Below are 15974 nucleotides of genomic sequence, written 5' to 3'. Positions count from 1 at the left end.
AGCGGCAACGCCATGGAGTGTCATGCTATCGCCGCCTCGATGTCCCGCCGCAGATCGTGCACAGCCTCCACCCCCACGCTCAACCGCACCAGATCGTCCGCGATCCCGAGCTGCGCCCGCCGCTCCACCGGCACCGACGCATGCGTCATCACCGCGGGGTGGTTGGCCAGGCTCTCGACCCCGCCCAGCGACTCGGCCAGGGTGAACAGTTCGGTACGTTCGCAGAAGCGCCTGGCGCCCTCGAAGCCGCCCTTGATGCGGACCGAGATGATGCCGCCGAAGCCGTCCATCTGGCGCCTGGCAAGTGCGTGCTGCGGATGCGAGGCCAGGCCCGGATAGATCACCTGCTTGATGGCGGGATGCGACGCCAGGAACTCGGCCAATGCCTGCGCGTTGTCGCAGTGGGCGCGCATGCGCAGATGCAGGGTCTTGAGGCCGCGCAGCGCGAGGAAGCTGTCGAACGGGCCCTGCACCGCGCCGGCGGAGTTCTGCAGGAACGCGAGTTGCTCGGCAAGCTCGGGATTGTCGCCGACCACCAGCATGCCGCCGACCATGTCCGAATGGCCGTTGAGGTACTTGGTCGCCGAATGCATGACGATGTCGGCACCGTGTTCGAGCGGACGCTGCAGGATCGGCGAGGCGAAGGTGTTGTCGACGACGACGATCAGGCCGTGCTTGTGCGCGAGGTCCGCGATCGCCCGGATGTCGACGATCTTGAGCATCGGGTTGGTCGGGGTCTCGATCCAGACCAGCTTCGTCCCGGGTTGGATGGCAGCCTCGAAGGCGGCCGGATCGGTCAGGTCGACGTAGCTGAACGACAGGCCGGCGCTGCGCGTGCGCACGCGCTCGAACAGGCGGAAGCTGCCGCCGTAGAGGTCATCCATCGCGATGACGTGGTCGCCGCTGTCGAGCAGTTCGAGCAGCGTCGCCGTCGCCGCCATGCCCGATGCGAATGCGAAGCCGCGACTGCCGCCTTCCAGGCCGGCCACGCAGCGCTCGTAGGCGAAGCGGGTCGGGTTGTGGGTGCGCGAATACTCGAAGCCCTGGTGCACGCCCGGGCTGGACTGGGCATAGGTCGAGGTCGCGTAGATCGGTGGCATCACCGCCCCGGTGCTGGGGTCGGGCGACTGGCCGGCGTGGATCGCCTTGGTGCCGAGTGCCCACCGCGCCGGATCGGCCGCATTGCGGTCATCGGTCATGGGAAACGTCTGTACGAACGGACCGGGGATTCTAGCATCGGGGCGACGGGCCACCCCTTGCACGCCAGTGCCGGCGACGCGTCGCTGCAAGCGTCATTCAGCATCGGAGGCGTCAGCTTGCGGCGGCTTGCTGAACGCAGCTCAGATGCGCCGGATCGCGATCGCCGGCAGCCGCAGCCATGCGCCGGTTTCATCCCGGAACGGAAGCAGGGCGCCGCTTCCGCTCGGCGGCCGGCAACCCAGCGCCTACTGCACCCGGCGCCGCAGGTAGTTCAGCAGGTCGATGCGGGTGATCAGGCCGAGGAAGCGGTCGCCGTCGGTGACGATGGCGACCTGGCCGCGGTCGAACACCGGCAGCAGCGCCTCGACCGGCGACTTGACGTTCAGGAAGTCGAGCTTGGTCACCATCGCGGTGGAGACCGGATCGCGGAACCGGTCCTCGTCGCCGTAGACGTGCAGCAGCACGTCGCTTTCGTCGAGGATGCCGACGATGCGGTCACCATCCATCACCGGCAGCTGCGAGATCTCGTAGAGCTTCATGCGCTGATAGGCAGTGACCAGCAGGTCGGTCGGCGCCAGCACGACGGTGTCGCGGCGCGAGTACGGGCGCAGGATCAGGTCGCGCAGGTCACCGTGCTGCTCGCGCTCGAGGAAGCCGTTGTCGAGCATCCAGTAGTCGTTGTAGAGCTTGCTCAGGTACTTGTTGCCGGTGTCGCAGACGAACACCAGCACCTTCTTCGGCGTGGTCTGTTCGCGGCAGTACTTCAGCGCGGCCGCCAGCAGGGTGCCGGTCGACGAGCCGCCGAGGATGCCCTCGGCCTGGAGCAGTTCGCGCGCAGCCAGGAAGCTCTCCTTGTCGCTGATCGCGTAGGCCTGCTTCACGCGCGAGAAATCGGAGATGCTCGGCAGGAAGTCCTCGCCGATCCCCTCGACCATCCAGCTGCCGGACTTCTCGCTGAGGGTGCCCTCGTTGATGTACTCGGCCAGGATCGAGCCGACCGGGTCGGCCAGCACCATCTCCACGTCCGGCGCATGCTCGGCGAAGCAGCGCGACAGGCCGCTCATCGTGCCGGAGCTGCCGCAGCCGAACACGATCGCGTCCAGCCCGCCGACCTCGGCCATCTGCCGCAGGATCTCCGGACCGGTGCCGAACTGGTGCGCGGCCGGGTTGTCGGGGTTGCCGAACTGGTTGATGAAGTAGGCGCCCGGGGTCTCGCGGGCGATGCGCTCGGCCAGGTCCTGGTAGTACTCGGGATGGCCCTTGGCGACGTCGGAGCGGGTCAGCACGACCTCGGCGCCCATCGCCTTGAGGTTGAAGATCTTCTCGCGGCTCATCTTGTCCGGCACGACGAGGACCAGCTTGTAGCCCTTCTGCTGGGCCACCAGTGCCAGGCCGATGCCGGTATTGCCCGCGGTGCCCTCGACCAGGGTCGCGCCCGGCTGGATGTCGCCGCGCCGCTCGGCGGCCTCGATCATGCTCAGGCCGATGCGGTCCTTGATCGAGCCGCCGGGATTCTGGTTCTCGAGCTTGAAGTAGAGCTCGCAGACACCGGCGTCGAGACGCCCGGCCTTGACGATGGGCGTGTCGGCGATGAGGTCGAGAACGGAGGAGGCGATCGGCATGCGGTCCGGGTCCGGTTTTGCGAAACGGGACGGGATTATCGCATTGCCCCGGATCGCATGGCGGGGCACGGGCCGATCGGGGCGGCGCTGCCGCCAGACACCCGCGGGCGATGACGATCGACGAGGATGACCGCCACCGCCCGCGACTGAAGGAACTTGGTCAGCTGTGCAGCGCGTCGTACATCACGGTCAGGCGGTCCTTGGCGGCAAGCTTCTCGCGCTTCATCTGCGCCAGCGTCGACTCGTCGACCGGCAGCACGCCAAGCTCCGCGTTCAATACCTTCTTGTCCAGCTCCTTGTGCCGGTAGTAGAGCTGCCGGAACTCGACATTTCCCTTCATGATTTCCTCGAGTTCAGCCTGCGGTTGCGCTTCGAACATGAAATCCTCCTGACAGAAATGCGAACGCCCCGGCCAATGACGGCGGGGCGTTACGGGGGACACCTTCCAGCGACGACGGCGGATGCTCCTGCCCCGCGGCTCACGCCCCGGACGGGACGGGCATCGGGAACTGGGCTTGGAATCATCTCGGTCATCGGCCTGGCTCGTGGACCGGACGGCGGAAGCGGGAAAGATCGTACCGCCCGGGTAATCGACCCTACTCCTCCCGAATCGAGCGGGCAAGGGCGCCGCGACACGCTGTGGGCCGGATCGCGCAGTCAGGTTTGAAACCGGTTCCAGTGCCGGCGCCGGAAACCGCGAAAGACGGCGCCGCGCGAGCCGGGTCGCCGCCAAGTTGTTGATTTGGAATGGATTCAGATTTCGCCGCCGACGCACACGGCCCCGGTCCGCAGGCACGGAACCCGTGGGGCAGGGTCGACCCGCCATTGGCTGGAGCCGGGTCGACAACGGCGTTGAATCGGTTCCCCGGTTCCCGAGCCCCTTCGATATCGGGTCGGGGCGATGCGCCGGCGCCGGGACGCCCGGCGAGGTCGCATCGGGGGCCCGACATTCCGCGCACCTGACCGGCGCGCACGTCGGCCGCGTTGGGCCGACCTACGCAGGATCGGGGTGGCCGCCCTCCCCCGCACTTCGGAGAAGGACCTTTGAATTGCACGGCGGCGGGTTGAAGCCCGCCCGCGTGTTCCAGGCGTTTGCGGCGATGCCGCCAGGCCTCGGCCGCGACAGGGCTCAGGGTTCCAGGCTTTTCAGCAGCTCGGCCTCGCGCCGCCGCAGCTCGGCTTCGCGCTGGCGGGCCGCGCGCAGCTTGGCGGCCTCGCCGCTGGCCACGCCCTGCAGCACGTTCTCGGCGTCCTGCCGGGCGGTCGACTCTTCCTCCGCGGCCAGCCGCAGCCGCGCGGCCTCCTCGGCCTGGATCTGCGCCTGGATGCGCAGGCGCTCGGCCTCCTGGCGGGCGCGCGCCGCATCCTGGCGGCTGGCCTCGACCAGCAGCTGGCTGCGCTCGCGCTCCAGCGCGGTCAGTTCGCGGCGCGAGGCCTCGGTGCGCGAGGCGATCTCGGCGGTCTCGACCCGCCACTGGGCGATCTGCGTGGCCGAAGCCCGCTGGCTGCTGCGCGCCTCGGTCAGGGCAGCCACCGCCTGCCGCGCCTGCAGGCGCTCGTAGGCGGCCAGGCCGGCAAACTCGGGGTCGGCGTCGAGGGCGCGCAGACGCTGCTGCAACTGCGCCGCTTCGCCGCCATCGGCTGGGGTCTGCGCCACGGCAGGCATCGCGGCCAGCAGCATCAGCGCGGGAAGGATCAGGTGTCGCATGCTCATTCTCCTGCCTGCAGACGCTGGCGCAGCGTCGTGATTTCGCTGCGCCGCTGGGCCAGCTCGGCGTCGGTCGCCGCCTGTCGCGCACGCGCATGCGCCAGGTCGGCAAGCGCGCCGGCCGACAACGCCAGGGTCCGCGCCTCGCTGTCGCGCTGGCTGCCCAGCGCGGCCTGCGCCTGCTCCAGCGCGCGCCGGGCCTGGGCGATATCGGTCGGCGCGTACTGGTCGGCATCGGCATCGCCGGCGCGCGCGACCGACTGCTGCGCGGCCGCCAGCTCCTCGGTCGGCGGCGGCAGACTGGCGCAGGCGCCCAGCGCGAGCATCGAAACGAGCAGTGCGGCCTGCTGCAGCCGTCGGATCTGTGCGAAGCTTGTCTTCATTGAATCGTGGTCCGGCGGGTGACCGGGCCATTGTCGTCAGCAGGCCCGGGATGCGCAACGCTCGCCGGCGCCCATTGGGGAGTGGGTCATGGACATCGGTTATTTCCTGCAACTGATGACCGAGAAGAACGCGTCGGACATGTTCCTGAGCACGGGCGCGCCGGTCTACATCAAGGTCGAGGGCAGGCTGTACCCGCTCGGCAGCACCGGCCTGCCGCCGGGCATGGTCAAGAAGATTGCGTATTCGCTGATGGATGCGGGCCAGATCCCGCAGTTCGAGCGCGACCTGGAACTGAACATGGCGCTGTCGCTGCAGGAGGCCGGGCGCTTCCGCGTCAACGTGTTCCGCCAGCGCGGCGAGGTGGCGATGGTGATCCGCGCGATCCGCAGCGCGATCCCCAGCATCGAGGAGCTGCAGCTGCCCAACGTGCTCAAGGACATCATCATGGCCCCGCGCGGCCTGGTGCTGATCGTCGGTTCCACCGGCTCGGGCAAGTCGACCACGCTGGCGTCGATGATCGACCACCGCAACAGCAGCACGTCCGGGCACATCCTCACCATCGAGGATCCGATCGAATACCTGCACCGGCACAAGAAGTCGCTGGTCAACCAGCGCGAGGTCGGGCTCGACACCCAGACCTTCCACAACGCGCTGAAGAACGCGATGCGCGAGGCGCCGGACGTGATCCTGATCGGCGAGATCCTCGATGCGACGACGATGGAGGCGGCGATCTCGTTCGCCGAGACCGGCCACATCTGCCTGGCGACGCTGCACTCCAACAACGCCGACCAGACCATCGAGCGCATCCTCAACTTCTTCCCCGAGGCCGCGCACAAGAACGTGCTGATGAACCTCGCACTAAACCTGCGTGCGGTGGTGTCGCAGCGCCTGGTGCAGGGCCTCGACGGCCGCCGCATGCCGGCCACCGAGGTGCTGCTCAACACGCCGATGATCCGCGACCTGCTGCGCCGCGGCCAGGTGCACGAGATCAAGCAGGCCATGGAGGACTCGCTGGAGGAAGGCATGGAGACCTTCGACCAGTGCCTGTTCCGGCTGTGCAAGGAAGGCCGCATCGAGCGCGAGACCGCGCTGCGCGCCGCCGACTCGCGCGATGGCCTGGACCTGAAGTTCCGCCTGTCCGAAGGCGGCGTGGGCGAGCACGACCCCTATGCCGACGTGTTCGACGCCACCACATCCCAGCATTGAGAGGCGGAGAGCAAAGGATCCCCTGAACAAGTCCGTCATTCCCGCGAAGGCGGGAATGACGAGCATGGAGCAACTTGTTCGAAGGATCCTAAATCCAGCGCTGTGAGCGGAGCCTGCTCCGCTGAAGCAGTCTCCGGAACCATGTGCAGCGGGGCAAGCTCCGCGCTACGCGCCGGGTGCGTCCGGCTGCAGTTCCGGGCGGGCCGCGTCGAACGCGGGCATGGCCAGGCAGGCCGCCTCGACCGCACGGATCTTCGGATACGGCGCCAGATCCACGCCGAACCGGCGCGCGTTGTAGACCTGCGGGACCAGCGTGCAGTCGGCGATCGTGGGGCGGTCGCCGATGCACGCGCCGGCGCCGTCCGACCACTGCCCGAGCAGCGTCTCGAACGCGGCGAAGCCCTCGACGATCCAGCGCCGGACCCAGCGCTCGCGTTCGGCCGGATCGATGTGCCAGTCGTGTTCGAGCGCCTGCAGCACGCGCAGGTTGTTCAGCGGGTGGATCTCGCAGGCGACCAGCTGGGCCAGCGCGCGCACGCGTTGCCGCGACAGCGGATCACGCGGCAGCAGCGGCGGCGCGTCCGGCCAGGCCTCGTCGAGGTATTCCAGGATCGCCAGCGACTGGGTCAGGGCGATGTCGCCATGCAGCAGCGTCGGCACCAGCCGCTGCGGGTTGCGCGCCGCATATGCGGGCTGGCGCTGCTCGCCGCCGCCACGCACCAGGTGCACCGGTACGTCGGTATGCGCGAGCCCCTTCAGGCGCAGGCCGATCCGCACGCGATACGCCGCGCTGGAGCGCCAGTAACCGTACAGCGTCAGCGCATCGCCGGCGGCCACGCTCACCCGGGCAGCGCCTGCCGCTCGATGGCCTGTTCGATCGCGCCGAAGATGCTGGCGCCGTCGCGGTCGAGCATCTCGATGCGCACCCGGTCGCCGAACGACAGGAACGGGGTCTTCGGCGCGCCATGCTCGAGCGCCTCGACGGTGCGCTGCTCGGCGAAGCACGACGCGCCCTTGGAGGTGTCCTCGTTGGCGATCGTGCCCGAACCGACGATCGTGCCGGCCGACAGCGGCCGCGTCTTCGCCGCATGCGCGACCAGCTGCGAGAAGTCGAACTGCATGTCGACGCCGGCCTCGGGCGCGCCGAACCATTTGCCGTTGACGTGGGTCAGCAGCGGCAGGTGCAGCTTGTTGCCGCGCCACGCGTCGCCCAGCTCGTCCGGGGTGACGAACACCGGGCTCAGCGCCGAGCGTGGCTTGGACTGCAGGAAGCCGAAGCCCTTGGCCAGCTCGCCGGGAATCAGGTTGCGCAGCGACACGTCGTTGACCAGCCCGACCAGCTGGATGTGGCCCGCGGCCTGCGCCGGCGTCACCGCCATCGGCACGTCGTCGGTGACGACGACGATCTCGGCCTCCAGGTCGATGCCGTAGTCCTCGCTGACGACCCGGACCGCATCGCGCGGCCCCAGAAAGGCCGCGCTGGTGGCCTGGTACATCAGCGGATCGGTGTAGAAGCTCTCCGGCACCTCGGCGCCGCGTGCGCGGCGCACGCGCGCGACGTGCGGCAGGTAGGCGCTGCCGTCGACGAACTCGTAGGCGCGCGGCAGCGGCGAGGCCAGCGCCGCGGGATCGACATCGAACGCGCCCTCGGCCGCACCGGCATTCAGCGATTCGGACAGCGCGCTGAGGCGCGGCGCGGCGTTCGACCAGTCCTCCAGCGCCCGCTGCAGCGTCGCGGCGATGCCGGTCGCGCGGACCGCGGTGGCGAGATCGCGCGAGACGACGATCAGGGTGCCGTCGCGGCCGCCCTCCTTCAGTGAACCCAGCTTCATCCCGAACTCCGTTGGCGTCTGCTTATTGTTGCAAGTGTAACCAGAGCAGCCTCCGGCAGGGGCGGTTCAGTCCTCGCCCTGGAACGCCCCGCTGCGGTACGTCAGCACCAGCGTGTCGCGGTGCCCTTCGCCGTCGACCGGCTGGATCGGCGTGGATTCGTGGATCACCCGGGCATCGTCGAGCAGCAGCAGCGACCATGGCTCGGTCAGCGTGAAGCGTTGGCCGTTGGGGCCGTCGGCCTCGAATACCCGGGTCTCGCCCCCCTTGATGCCGCGGCGTCCGACCAGCAGCACCGCGACGAAGTCCACGCCGTCGCGGTGCGCGCCTTCCGGGGTCGGCCGGCCGATGCCGTCGGTGGTGTCGATCCTGAACTGGTGGGCCTCGATGTACCACGGCGCGCGCGGATGCACCTGCGCGAACACCTCGCCCAGCCCCACCAGCAGCCGCGACCAGACCGGCCGCGCGACGATGTCCGCCTGGATCGGCTCGAACCAGCGGTGCATGCCGCCGTGCAGCGCGTTGTAGTCGACGGATTGCCAGTGCGCGCGGTGCGGTATCTGCCGCAGGTCGCCACCGTCCTGCACGAAGCACGAATGCCGCCGCCGCCGGTAGCGGCCGCCGTCCTTCAGGTAACCGTCTTCGGGCAGTTCGTCCCAGCTGGGGCGCAACGCGTCGAGGTCGGCCAGCGGAATGCCGCACAACGCGGCGACGTCCTGCGGCGCGACGACGGCCTCGCCGCGCGTACGCAGATCGGCGACAACGCTGGAGACGGGAGAGTAAGGCGGCGGATAGGCGTTCATCGCCGAATTCTAAATCCGCGCCGCGGCCCGCGCATGCGGCAATTGCGCGCACCGGGCAGGTCGGGGCAACGCCCCCACGCTGCGCGGAGCCGGACACCACACGTCGGCCGCGCAGGGCCGACCTACGCAAGGTCCGGACAGCCGTCTTCCCTTGTTATCTCATCGGAGAAGAATCAACAGAACGGCCGTGTTGCGGGGCCGGACACGAAGAAGCCCGCCATCGGCGGGCTTCTTCGTTTGGATGGCAGCCCCGGAAGGATTCGAACCTCCGAATGCCTGAGTCAGAGTCAGGTGCCTTACCGCTTGGCGACGGGGCTATGGTGCGTATTCTAACGCCGACACCGCGGTTTTCCGCAAGCATCGGCGTCGCCAGCGTCGTGCGATGCGCACGACACCGGCAACCACGATTAGCGCTTCGAGAACTGCGTCGCGCGGCGAGCCTTGTGCAGACCGACCTTCTTGCGCTCGACTTCGCGGGCGTCACGGGTCATGAAGCCGGCACGGCGCAGCTCGGTCTTCAGGGTTTCGTCGTACTCGACCAGCGCACGGGCGATGCCCAGGCGGATCGCACCGGCCTGGCCGGTGGTGCCGCCGCCCGAGGCGGTGACGACGACGTCGAACGTCTCGGTGTTCTGGGTCAGTTCCAGCGGCTGGCGCACGATCATGCGCGCGGTCTCGCGGCCGAAGAACTCGTCCAGCGGACGGTCGTTGACGGTGATGTTGCCGCTGCCCTTGCGCAGGAACACGCGGGCGACGGAGGACTTGCGACGGCCGGTGCCGTAATTCTGGGAGATAGCCATGTCTTAGAGTTCCAGGGGCTGGGGCTGCTGGGCGGAATGCGGATGCTCCGAGCCCTTGTAGACCTTGAGCTTGCGGTACATGGCACGGCCGAGCGGATTCTTCGGCAGCATGCCCTTGACCGCGATCTCGATCACGCGCTCCGGGTGGCGCTCCAGCGCCTGGCCCAGGGTCTCGGTCTTCAGGTTGCCGATGTAGCCCGTGAAGCGGTGATAGAGCTTGTCCGTCAGCTTCTTGCCGGTCACGGCGATCTTCTCGGCATTGACCACGATGATGTAGTCGCCGGTGTCGACGTGCGGGGTGTAGACGGGCTTGTGCTTGCCACGCAGGCGGTGGGCGATTTCCGCGCTCAGGCGGCCCAGCGTCTTGTCGGTGGCGTCGACGAGATACCAGTCGCGCTGGACGGTCTCGGACTTGGCGGTGAAGGTCTTCATGACGGATTTGCTACTCGGTCGGTGACTGGTCGGGCGGATTGCGACGGCGGGAATGCCCGGCCGGCGGAACTTTGCCTCGCGTTGTCGAAACGGGTTCCGCGGCAGTGGGCCCTGCAACCACGGGCCGGGCACCAGCTTTGGCGGAAAACGTGCTTTCGCGGAACGAAAGAGGCGGAATGATAGCGGGCATTCCCGATGCCTGCAAGTCCGCCGCCCCGTCGGCTGGCGCCGGCCGCCGCGAGGGCCGAGAATCATACGCCATGCCCGCCGCCGACGCGCGGGGGCCGTTACCGGAGTCCGTTCGATGACCAGCCCACGGCTGCGATACAGCCCGCTCGACCAGTTGCTGGTCGAAACCCAGCGCGCGCTCGATACCGTGTTCGGCAATCCGCCGGCCACCCGCCCCAACCCCGCCGCCAGCACGCCCGACATCGAACTCGACACGGACGAGCGCCGGCATGCGGCGGGACTGATGCGGATCAACCACGTCGGCGAGATCTGCGCGCAGGGGCTGTACTTCGGCCAGGCCGCGGTCGCGCGCGAGGACGCCACCCGCGCCCACCTGCTCGAGGCCGCGCAGGAGGAGACCGATCACCTGGCGTGGTGCGCGCAGCGCCTGCGCGAACTCGACAGCCGCCCCAGCCTGTTCAACCCGCTGTGGTATGCCGGCAGCTACGCGCTGGGCGCGGCGGCCGGCCTGCGCGGCGACGGCTGGAACCTCGGCTTCGTGGTCGAGACCGAGCGCCAGGTCGAGGCGCACCTCGACGAGCACCTGCGGACCCTGCCCGAGGCCGACCAGCGCAGCCGCGACATCCTGCGGCAGATGAAGATCGACGAGGCGCGCCATGCCGAGCACGCCGAACAGGCCGGCGCACGCGTGCTGCCGCAGCCGATCCCGAGCCTGATGGCGGCGGCGTCGAAGCTGATGAAGGCGGTGGCGTACCGGCTGTAGCGCGGGCGCGCGACAGCCCGTGATTGGTAATTCGTGATTCGTGATTCGACAGAGCAGATACGGACTGCCCACACGTGCCGCACGATCCTGACCACACTACCCCAGAACGGAAACGGCCCCGCATCTCGCGAGGCCGTTCCGATGAGGTGGTCCGCCATCACGAATCACCAATCACGAATCACGGCTCCCCCGTCAATCGACGAGGTTGCGCCCGTGATACAGCTCCTCGATCTCGCGGCGCAGGCGCGCCTCGATCTTCATCCGGTCCTTGAACGACAGGTTGCGGGCCTTCTCCTCGAACAGGTAGGTGTCGAGGTCGAAGTCCTTGAGATGCATCTTGGTGTGGAAGATGTTCTCCTGGTAGACGTTGACGTCGAGCATCTCGTAGCGCGAGCGGATGTTCTTGGCCAGGTAGTCCTGGATCGAGTTGATCTTGTGGTCGATGTAGTGCTTCTTGCCCTTGACGTCGCGGGTGAAGCCGCGCACGCGGTAGTCCATGACCACGATGTCGGACTCGAGGCTCTCGATCAGGTAGTTCAGCGCCTTCAGCGGCGAGATCACGCCACAGGTCGCCACGTCGATGTCGGCCCGGAACGTCGCGATGCCGTTGTCCGGGTGGGTCTCGGGATAGGTGTGCACGGTGATGTGCGACTTGTCGAGGTGCGCGACCACCGCGTCGGAGATCACGCCCTTGGCCTGCGACTTGTCGATCACCGGCTCCTCGGAGATCAGGATCGTCACCGACGCGCCCTGCGGGTCGTAGTCCTGGCGCGCGATGTTGAGGATGTTGGCGCCGATGATCTCGGCCACGTCGGTCAGGATCTGGGTCAGCCGGTCGGCGTTGTAGGCCTCGTCGATGTACTCGATGTAGCGGCGCCGCTCGTCCTCGGACGCGGCGTAGCAGACATCGTAGATGTTGAACGACAGTGCCTTGGTCAGGTTGTTGAAACCCTGGAGCTTCAGGCGGGGAAGCGGTTTGACCACAGCGGTCGACCCTCGGGGGCTGGACGAAACCGCGATTATGCGGCAAACCGCCCCCGCCCCGCGACCTCGGAGCCGCCATGGGTTTGCCCCGGCGCACCGGACCGCCTACTCTCACGCATTCCCTCGTTCATCTGGCGACATGAAGCCAACCTCCGTGGCCCTCATCCCGACTTCCACACGCCCCCTGCATCCCCTGGCACCGACCCCTGCGACCATCGAGCGGTTCCTTGCCCATTGCCACCGTCGCCGCTATCCCCCGCGCAGCGACGTGTTCCGCCCCGGCGACCCGGCCGGCACCCTGTACTTCGTCATCAACGGCTCGGTCAGCATCATCACGGAGGAAGACGACGGCCGCGAGCTGATCCTCGGCTACTTCGGCCGCGGCGAGATGGTCGGCGAGATGGGCCTGTTCATCGAGTCGGACGTGCGCGAGGTGATCCTGCGCACCCGCACCCAGTGCGAGCTGGCGGAGATCAGCTACGAGCGGCTGTACCAGCTGTTCGAGGGCCCGCTGGCCAACGACGCGACCGCGATCATCTACGCGATCGGCGCACAGCTGTCGCGGCGCCTGCTCGACACCAGCCGCAAGGCCGGGCGGCTGGCGTTCCTCGACGTCACCGACCGCATCACCCGCACCCTGCACGACCTGACCCGCGAACCGGAAGCGATGACCCATCCGCAGGGGACCCAGCTGCGGATCTCGCGGCAGGAGCTGGCGCGGCTGGTCGGCTGCTCGCGCGAGATGGCCGGGCGCGTGCTCAAGAAGCTGCAGGCCGACGGCAAGCTGACCGCGCGCGGCAAGACCATCGTGCTGTTCGGCACGCGCTGAAGGCCAGCACGATGCATCGCGGCCATTTCGCGCCACGCGGCGACCTGCCCGATGCCGACCTGCGCACCGCGTCGCCGATCGATGCCGACGACGTGGCCGCGCTGCTGTCGGAAATGGGGTTCCCGTGCAGCGTCGACGATGCGCTCGAGCGCATCCGCACCATCACCGCCAACGACCGCCAGGCGCTGGTGCTGGCGCGCAGCGGCGGCCGCGTCTGCGGCCTGGTCGCGCTGGACTTCATGTACTACCTGCCGCTGGGCACCACGACCTGCCGCATCACCGCACTGGTGGTCACCGAGGCCGAACAGGGCTGCGGGCTGGGCCGGCAGCTGCTGAAGGAGGCGGAACGGCGCGCGCGCTTCGGTGGCGCCGCGCGGCTGGAGCTGACCAGCGGTTCGCAGCGCGCCGACGCGCATGCCTTCTACAAGGCCTGCGGCTTCAGCGATGGCACACTGCGCTTCATCAAGCGCCTCGGCGACGCGTGACGGACGCGATGCGGGTGCTGCCCCGCCGGGCCTGACCCCGCGACCTCGCACGCGCCGGCCCTCCATAGCGGACGACGCCCGTGGAATTCAGCGACCAGTTCCTGTTCTTCGTGATGATCGGCCTGGCCGCGCAGCTGATCGACGGCGCGCTGGGCATGGCCTTCGGCCTGGTCTCGTCGTCGGTGCTGCTGAGCATGGGCCTGCCGCCGGCCGCGGTCAGCGCCAGCGTGCATACCGCCGAGGTGTTCACGACCGGCGCGTCCGGCGCCTCGCACCTGGCGATGCGCAACGTCGACAAACGGCTGTTCCTGCGCCTGGCGCTGCCGGGCATGGCCGGCGGCATCATCGGCGCCTACGTGCTGACGCAACTGCCCGGCGATGCGGTCCGCCCCTTCATCTACGCCTACCTGCTGGTGCTGTCGGTGCTGATCCTGCTGCGCGCGATGGGCCGCCTGCTGCCCGGGCGCGAGGTACGGCGCGTGCCGCTGCTGGGGTTCTTCGCCGGCCTGCTCGATGCCAGCGGCGGTGGCGGCTGGGGCCCGGTGGCGACCTCGACCCTGCTCGCGCGCGGCGGCGTCGCGCGCACCACCATCGGCACCGTCAATGCCGCCGAGTTCCTGGTGACCCTGGCGATCTCGGTGACGTTCTTCCTGTCGATGGGCCTGCAGCACCTGGAGATCGTGCTCGGCCTGCTGGTCGGCGGCATGGTCGCCGCGCCGCTGGCGGCGGTGTTCGTGCGCTACGTGCGCGAGCGCTGGGTGCTGCTGGCGGTCGGCGTGCTGGTGATGGCGATCAGCCTGTACCAGATCGGCCGCTCGCTACTGGCCGGTTGAGGCCACCGCATCGCCGCCGCGGTCGCGGCAGCCCCAGTTGAGGATCGGCGTGCCCGGCGGCAGCACCCGGCGGAACATCGCGACCGCGCCCGGCTTGGGATTGACCACCACCGGCGCCTTCGCCGCCCGCAGCAGCGGCAGGTCCGCCGACGAGTCCGAATAGGCGACGTCGATGTCGCCGTAACCGCGCTCGCGCAGCATCCGCATCTTCTCCTCGGCATGGCAGTGCCGGGTCGCGATCACCGCGCCCAGCCTGGGCCCGACCGCGGTGCCGATCACCGGCACGGTCTCGTGGGCGACGAAGGCGAGGATCGCGCGCGCCAGCTCCGGCGGCGCGCCGGTGGCGATGACCACGCGGTCGCCGGCCTCGCGGTGCGCATGCAGCACGTCCAGCGCGACCGGCAGCAGCCGTGGCCGGATCCCGTCGGCATGGGTGGCCACGTAGTGGTCGATCAGCCTGTCCAGCGAGCCGCGGCTGTGCAGTCCGATCGTGCCGATCCACACGAACGCGGAAATTCCGTAGCGGCGGGTCGGCAGGAACGCGATCATCGGGCCGAACACCGGCGAGACCAGCAGCGCCAGCGCGATCCGCCACCAGCTGCGCCGGATCAGCCACTTGAACAGGTGGGTGCCCGAGTCGCCGTCGTAGAGCGTGTGGTCGAAGTCGAACACGACGGTCTTCTCCGGCGTGGCGCCGGAAGCAGGCTTGAGCAGTTGCGCGACGACCGGCGACGCGTCGTCGGCGGATGCCGGCGCCTCGTCGGCCGCTGCCACCGGCGCGGTCGCGGACGCGATCGCGATGGCGGACAGGCCCGCAGGCGGCGCCGCTGGCACAGGCGGTGCCCCGGGGGCCGGTGCCGCGACCACCGGGGCCTGTGCAACGGGCGAGGCGACGGCGAACAGCCGGCGCAGCGCGGCGCCCGGGTCGGGCTCGCGCATGAAGGATTCGCCGACCAGGAACGCATCGATGCCGGCGCCGCGCATCCGCAATACGTCCTCGCGGCTGTGGATGCCGCTCTCGGTGACCAGCCGGCGATCACGCGGCACCGCGGCCTGCAGCGCCAGCGTGGTGTCGAGCGAGACCTCGAAGGTGCGCAGGCTGCGGTTGTTGATGCCCAGCAGCGGCGCCGGCACCTGCAGCGCGCGCTCCAGCTCGTCGATGTCGTGGACCTCGACCAGCACGTCCATGCCCAGCGACATCGCCAGTCCGCCGAGCTCGATCATCCGCTGGTCCTCGAGCGCGGCGACGATCAGCAGGATGCAGTCGGCGCCGAGCGCGCGCGCCTCGTGGACCTGCCAGGGATCGAGGATGAAGTCCTTGCGCAGCACCGGCAGCGCGCAGGCCGCGCGCGCCTCGACCAGGTAGGCATCGTCGCCCTGGAAGAAATCGATGTCGGTCAGCACCGACAGGCAGGCCGCGCCGCCGGCCGCGTAGCTGCGGGCGATGTCGGCGGGACGGAAGTCGGGCCGGATCACGCCCTTCGACGGGCTGGCCTTCTTGACCTCGGCGATCACCGCGGCGTCGCCGGCGGCAATCTTCGCCTCGATCGCGGCGGCGAAGCCGCGCACCGGCGCGGCATCGGCGGCGCGCGCGACGATCTCCGCCAGCGGCACGGCGGCGCGGCGCGCGGCGATCTCCTCGTGCTTGCGCTGCACGATCCGCTGCAGCACGTCACTCATGCCGGTGTTCCTGGTGTCGCGTCATCACGGTCCTCGTCGCTGGGCGGCAGCGGGTCGCCCGCCTGCCAGCCGGTGGCCTGCATCGCATCGAGCAGGGCCTGCAGCCGCGCACGCGGCGCGGCGTCGAAGATCGGTGCGACGACGAGATCACCGGCACGTGCCCAGGCCAGCAGGCGGCGCGCGGCATCGACCTCGTCGAGCTCGATCACCGCGGCATTTTCGCCCA

18 protein-coding genes, 1 tRNA gene and 1 pseudogene are annotated in these 15974 nt (G+C 69.2%); 5 read left to right on the top strand and 15 right to left on the bottom strand.

What is annotated here, in order from left to right:
• Nucleotides 1-20: 20 nt before the first annotated feature.
• From LDO26_RS03610 to LDO26_RS03590, 5 genes are all read right to left on the bottom strand, one after another.
• Nucleotides 21-1199 carry a cystathionine gamma-synthase gene (locus LDO26_RS03610; RefSeq protein ID WP_232129716.1) on the bottom strand — a complete coding sequence of 393 codons (1179 nt, stop codon included), beginning with the start codon at nt 1197-1199 and terminating at the stop codon, nt 21-23.
• Between the two features lie 246 nt (nt 1200-1445).
• Nucleotides 1446-2822, bottom strand: a complete 1377-nt coding sequence (locus LDO26_RS03605) for a pyridoxal-phosphate dependent enzyme (protein WP_232129715.1) — start codon at nt 2820-2822, stop codon at nt 1446-1448.
• Nucleotides 2823-2982: 160 nt separating this feature from the next.
• Nucleotides 2983-3201 carry an HP1242/YdcH family protein gene (locus LDO26_RS03600; RefSeq protein ID WP_232129714.1) on the bottom strand — a complete coding sequence of 73 codons (219 nt, stop codon included), beginning with the start codon at nt 3199-3201 and terminating at the stop codon, nt 2983-2985.
• 750 nt (nt 3202-3951) lie between these two features.
• A complete protein-coding gene (locus LDO26_RS03595; protein WP_232129713.1) occupies nt 3952-4530 on the bottom strand; it encodes an SPFH domain-containing protein in 579 nt (192 codons plus the stop codon).
• Nucleotides 4531-4532: 2 nt separating this feature from the next.
• A complete protein-coding gene (locus tag LDO26_RS03590; RefSeq protein WP_232129712.1) occupies nt 4533-4913 on the bottom strand; it encodes a DUF4398 domain-containing protein in 381 nt (126 codons plus the stop codon).
• Nucleotides 4914-5001: 88 nt separating this feature from the next.
• Here LDO26_RS03590 and LDO26_RS03585 point away from each other — a divergent pair, with 88 nt between their 5' ends.
• A complete protein-coding gene (locus LDO26_RS03585) occupies nt 5002-6120 on the top strand; it encodes a PilT/PilU family type 4a pilus ATPase (RefSeq protein WP_232129711.1) in 1119 nt (372 codons plus the stop codon).
• Nucleotides 6121-6285: 165 nt separating this feature from the next.
• Here the strand turns inward: LDO26_RS03585 and maiA are convergent, their stop codons facing one another.
• The 6 genes from maiA to rplM all read right to left on the bottom strand — a co-directional run bounded on the left by maiA (nt 6286) and on the right by rplM (nt 9985).
• Complete coding sequence (maiA, locus tag LDO26_RS03580) at nt 6286-6957, bottom strand: maleylacetoacetate isomerase (protein ID WP_232129937.1); 672 nt, start codon at nt 6955-6957, stop codon at nt 6286-6288.
• A 2-nt stretch (nt 6958-6959) separates the two neighbouring features.
• Entirely contained in the window at nt 6960-7952 is a 993-nt protein-coding gene (locus LDO26_RS03575) for a fumarylacetoacetate hydrolase family protein (protein WP_232129710.1), read from the bottom strand.
• Between the two features lie 66 nt (nt 7953-8018).
• Nucleotides 8019-8753: a 2OG-Fe dioxygenase family protein gene (locus LDO26_RS03570; RefSeq protein WP_232129709.1), complete on the bottom strand. Its 735-nt coding sequence runs from the start codon at nt 8751-8753 to the stop codon at nt 8019-8021.
• 242 nt (nt 8754-8995) lie between these two features.
• A tRNA-Gln gene (locus LDO26_RS03565) sits at nt 8996-9070 on the bottom strand.
• Nucleotides 9071-9160: 90 nt separating this feature from the next.
• Nucleotides 9161-9553 carry a 30S ribosomal protein S9 gene (rpsI, locus tag LDO26_RS03560; RefSeq protein ID WP_232129708.1) on the bottom strand — a complete coding sequence of 131 codons (393 nt, stop codon included), beginning with the start codon at nt 9551-9553 and terminating at the stop codon, nt 9161-9163.
• A 3-nt stretch (nt 9554-9556) separates the two neighbouring features.
• Nucleotides 9557-9985: a 50S ribosomal protein L13 gene (gene rplM, locus LDO26_RS03555; protein ID WP_232129707.1), complete on the bottom strand. Its 429-nt coding sequence runs from the start codon at nt 9983-9985 to the stop codon at nt 9557-9559.
• Nucleotides 9986-10289: 304 nt separating this feature from the next.
• On the opposite strand from rplM, the gene coq7 reads away from it, so the two are divergent.
• Nucleotides 10290-10937, top strand: a complete 648-nt coding sequence (coq7, locus tag LDO26_RS03550) for a 2-polyprenyl-3-methyl-6-methoxy-1,4-benzoquinone monooxygenase (RefSeq protein ID WP_232129706.1) — start codon at nt 10290-10292, stop codon at nt 10935-10937.
• A 192-nt stretch (nt 10938-11129) separates the two neighbouring features.
• Here the strand turns inward: coq7 and speD are convergent, their stop codons facing one another.
• Nucleotides 11130-11921 carry an adenosylmethionine decarboxylase gene (speD, locus tag LDO26_RS03545; RefSeq protein WP_232129705.1) on the bottom strand — a complete coding sequence of 264 codons (792 nt, stop codon included), beginning with the start codon at nt 11919-11921 and terminating at the stop codon, nt 11130-11132.
• Between the two features lie 139 nt (nt 11922-12060).
• Between speD and crp the strand changes: the two genes are divergently transcribed.
• The 3 genes from crp (at nt 12061) to LDO26_RS03530 (ending at nt 14068) form a co-directional block, all read left to right on the top strand.
• Nucleotides 12061-12750 (top strand): cAMP-activated global transcriptional regulator CRP, encoded by a 690-nt coding sequence (gene crp, locus LDO26_RS03540; protein WP_232129704.1) that lies wholly within the window; start codon nt 12061-12063, stop codon nt 12748-12750.
• A gap of 11 nt (nt 12751-12761) precedes the next feature.
• On the top strand, nt 12762-13235 hold the full coding sequence (locus LDO26_RS03535) for a GNAT family N-acetyltransferase (RefSeq protein WP_232129703.1): 474 nt from the start codon (nt 12762-12764) through the stop codon (nt 13233-13235).
• Between the two features lie 113 nt (nt 13236-13348).
• Complete coding sequence (locus tag LDO26_RS03530) at nt 13349-14068, top strand: sulfite exporter TauE/SafE family protein (RefSeq protein WP_255681996.1); 720 nt, start codon at nt 13349-13351, stop codon at nt 14066-14068.
• On the opposite strand, the gene LDO26_RS03525 is transcribed toward LDO26_RS03530, so the two are convergent.
• The 3 genes and pseudogenes from LDO26_RS03525 to LDO26_RS03515 all read right to left on the bottom strand — a co-directional run.
• Complete coding sequence (locus LDO26_RS03525; RefSeq protein WP_232129936.1) at nt 14054-14782, bottom strand: haloacid dehalogenase-like hydrolase; 729 nt, start codon at nt 14780-14782, stop codon at nt 14054-14056. The genes LDO26_RS03530 and LDO26_RS03525 overlap by 15 nt on opposite strands.
• A 183-nt stretch (nt 14783-14965) precedes the next feature.
• Nucleotides 14966-15748, bottom strand: a pseudogene (trpC, locus tag LDO26_RS03520) (indole-3-glycerol phosphate synthase TrpC); the annotation flags it as partial.
• On the bottom strand, nt 15745-15974 hold a 230-nt coding region (locus LDO26_RS03515; RefSeq protein ID WP_232129701.1), incomplete at its 5' end, for a hypothetical protein. The gene LDO26_RS03515 and the pseudogene trpC, both read right to left, overlap by 4 nt.

The organism is Proluteimonas luteida (genome assembly GCF_021191695.1).
Taxonomy (GTDB): Bacteria; Pseudomonadota; Gammaproteobacteria; order Xanthomonadales; family Xanthomonadaceae; genus Luteimonas; species Luteimonas luteida.
Note: the sequence above shows the minus strand (reverse complement) of the source record. Positions and strands in the feature narration are given on the sequence as shown.

Coding starts and splice junctions, on each gene's coding strand:
- coq7 (WP_232129706.1), top strand. CDS start 10,290: ATGACCAGCCCACGGCTGCGATACAGCCCGCTCGACCAGTTGCTGGTC.
- LDO26_RS03610 (WP_232129716.1), bottom strand. CDS start 1,199: ATGACCGATGACCGCAATGCGGCCGATCCGGCGCGGTGGGCACTCGGC.
- LDO26_RS03595 (WP_232129713.1), bottom strand. CDS start 4,530: ATGCGACACCTGATCCTTCCCGCGCTGATGCTGCTGGCCGCGATGCCT.
- LDO26_RS03605 (WP_232129715.1), bottom strand. CDS start 2,822: ATGCCGATCGCCTCCTCCGTTCTCGACCTCATCGCCGACACGCCCATC.
- LDO26_RS03575 (WP_232129710.1), bottom strand. CDS start 7,952: ATGAAGCTGGGTTCACTGAAGGAGGGCGGCCGCGACGGCACCCTGATC.
- LDO26_RS03570 (WP_232129709.1), bottom strand. CDS start 8,753: ATGAACGCCTATCCGCCGCCTTACTCTCCCGTCTCCAGCGTTGTCGCC.
- crp (WP_232129704.1), top strand. CDS start 12,061: ATGAAGCCAACCTCCGTGGCCCTCATCCCGACTTCCACACGCCCCCTG.
- rplM (WP_232129707.1), bottom strand. CDS start 9,985: ATGAAGACCTTCACCGCCAAGTCCGAGACCGTCCAGCGCGACTGGTAT.
- LDO26_RS03535 (WP_232129703.1), top strand. CDS start 12,762: ATGCATCGCGGCCATTTCGCGCCACGCGGCGACCTGCCCGATGCCGAC.
- LDO26_RS03585 (WP_232129711.1), top strand. CDS start 5,002: ATGGACATCGGTTATTTCCTGCAACTGATGACCGAGAAGAACGCGTCG.
- rpsI (WP_232129708.1), bottom strand. CDS start 9,553: ATGGCTATCTCCCAGAATTACGGCACCGGCCGTCGCAAGTCCTCCGTC.
- LDO26_RS03590 (WP_232129712.1), bottom strand. CDS start 4,913: ATGAAGACAAGCTTCGCACAGATCCGACGGCTGCAGCAGGCCGCACTG.
- LDO26_RS03530 (WP_255681996.1), top strand. CDS start 13,349: ATGATCGGCCTGGCCGCGCAGCTGATCGACGGCGCGCTGGGCATGGCC.
- LDO26_RS03600 (WP_232129714.1), bottom strand. CDS start 3,201: ATGTTCGAAGCGCAACCGCAGGCTGAACTCGAGGAAATCATGAAGGGA.